Source organism: Tianweitania sp. (genome assembly GCF_032053605.1).
Lineage (GTDB): Bacteria > Pseudomonadota > Alphaproteobacteria > Rhizobiales > Rhizobiaceae > Tianweitania.
In genome coordinates this window covers 1-1810 of sequence record NZ_DAMBUH010000201.1, presented here as the reverse complement: position 1 = coordinate 1810, position 1810 = coordinate 1, and the positions used below count along the sequence as shown (strand labels likewise).

The 1810-nt window shown below is 65.2% G+C and carries 2 protein-coding genes; both read left to right on the top strand.

Features of this window, described 5'->3' with window-relative positions; all coding sequences use genetic code 11:
• The first annotated feature begins 1 nt into the window (after position 1).
• Complete coding sequence (locus RTX98_RS20715; RefSeq protein ID WP_416223193.1) at positions 2-793, top strand: lysophospholipid acyltransferase family protein; 792 nt, start codon at positions 2-4, stop codon at positions 791-793.
• A partial coding sequence (locus RTX98_RS20710; protein WP_312798776.1) for a 3-deoxy-D-manno-octulosonic acid transferase occupies positions 790-1810 on the top strand: 1021 nt, incomplete at its 3' end. The genes RTX98_RS20715 and RTX98_RS20710, both read left to right, overlap by 4 nt.

Sequence of the window (1810 nt, the reverse complement as noted above, 5' to 3'; positions counted from 1 at the left end):
GGTGAGCGCAAAGCGGAAGGCGCCAGCGCGCCGCCGCCACTCGCCGCGCGCGCTCAAGGAGCTGTGGCGGACGATCCGCCGCCCCCTGGCGAACTCGGCGGTGGTGAAGCATGCGCTCGCCTTTCTGGTTGAAGGCGGCCTGCGATTCGTCGGCGGCACCAATCGCCTCGTGCCGGGCTCGAGCGACCTCGCGACATCCATGGCGCAAGACGGGCCGGCAATCTATGCGGTCTGGCACGGCCAGCACCTGATGTATCCGACGCTCTACCCCAAGGAATATCCCATCGACGTGATGGTGTCGCGCAGCAGCGATGCCGAATTGAACGCGCTGGTGATGAAGCGCTTCGGCGTCGGTATCGTGCGCGGGTCGGGCGGCCGCAGCGCCAAGAAGTCGGTCGAAAAAGGCGGCGCGCGTGCGCTGCTTGCCCTTAAAAAGTCACTGGATGAGGGAAGATCGGTGGCCATGGTTGCAGATATTCCCAATGGGACGCCGCGCGATGCCGGAATGGGCATCGTCATGCTTGCCCGCATTTCCGGTCGTCCGATCTTTCCCGCCGCCTATGCCAGCAGCCGCCGCAAGGTGGTGGAGCGCTCCTGGGACAAGATGACGATCAGCCTGCCTTTCGGCCGCAGCGCCATGGTGATCGGTGAGCCGATCCATGTTGCCGATGATGCGACCGAGGCCGAGATGGAAGTGTTGCGCCTGGCCGTAACCAGCGGCCTGAACGACGTGACGGTGCGCGCGCATGACCTGGTGGATGCCACGCCCAACCAGACCGGAGCCGCTCGATGAGCGAGCGCTGGGCACGCCGGCTGCTGTCGCTTTATGGCATTGCCGGTTCGGCAGCTTTTCCCTTTGTCGGGCCTTACGTTGCCTACCGCGCCAGCCGCGGCAAGGAAGACCGGCAGCGAAGGCGTGAACGCTATGGCGTGGCAGGTCAGGAGCGTCCCAACGGCCCGGTGATCTGGATCCATGCCGCCAGTGTGGGCGAAACCGGCGCGGTCATTCCGCTGATCGAGCGCATTCTCGATGTTGGCATCCGGGTGGTGCTGACGACGGGCACGGTGACCTCGGCAAAGATTGTCGAGGAACGGCTCGGCCATCAGGTGATCCACCAATATGTGCCGCTGGATTTGAAGCCTGCGGTGGAGCGCTTCCTCGATCATTGGCAGCCCGATCTGGCCATCATCGCGGAATCCGAGATCTGGCCGACCACGATCCTTGCGCTCGGCAAGCGGCGCGTGCCGCAGGTGCTGGTGAATGGCCGTTTGTCCGATCGCTCGTTCAAGTCGTGGCAGAAGCGGCCGCATCTGGCCGAAGCCCTGTTCGAGAACCTCGCTTTCGTCGTGGCGCAGTCCGAACTCGACGGCGAGCGCTTTCGTGCGCTAGGCGCGCGTCCCGTGACGGTTTCGGGCAACCTCAAGCTCGATACCGATCCGCCGCCATTCGACCCGCGCATGCACAAGCGGCTGGCCAGCCAGATCAACGATCGCGAAACCTGGGCGGCCGTTTCGACCCATCCGGGCGAGGAAGAGATCGCCGGCGAGGTCCATGCGCAGCTGAAAAGCCGGCACGAGGGGATCCTGACCATCATCGTGCCGCGGCATCCCGAGCGCGGCGATGCGGTTGCGGCCGATCTCGCCAAGCGCGGCCTGTCGGTTGCGCGCCAAAGCCTGAACGAGCCGGTGCGGCCGGAGGTCGATGTGCTGCTCGGCGACACGATCGGAGATATGGGGCTTTATCTGCGCCTCACCGAGATCGCCTTCATGGGCCGGTCAATGGCGGGGCAAGGTGGGCAGAACCCGATCG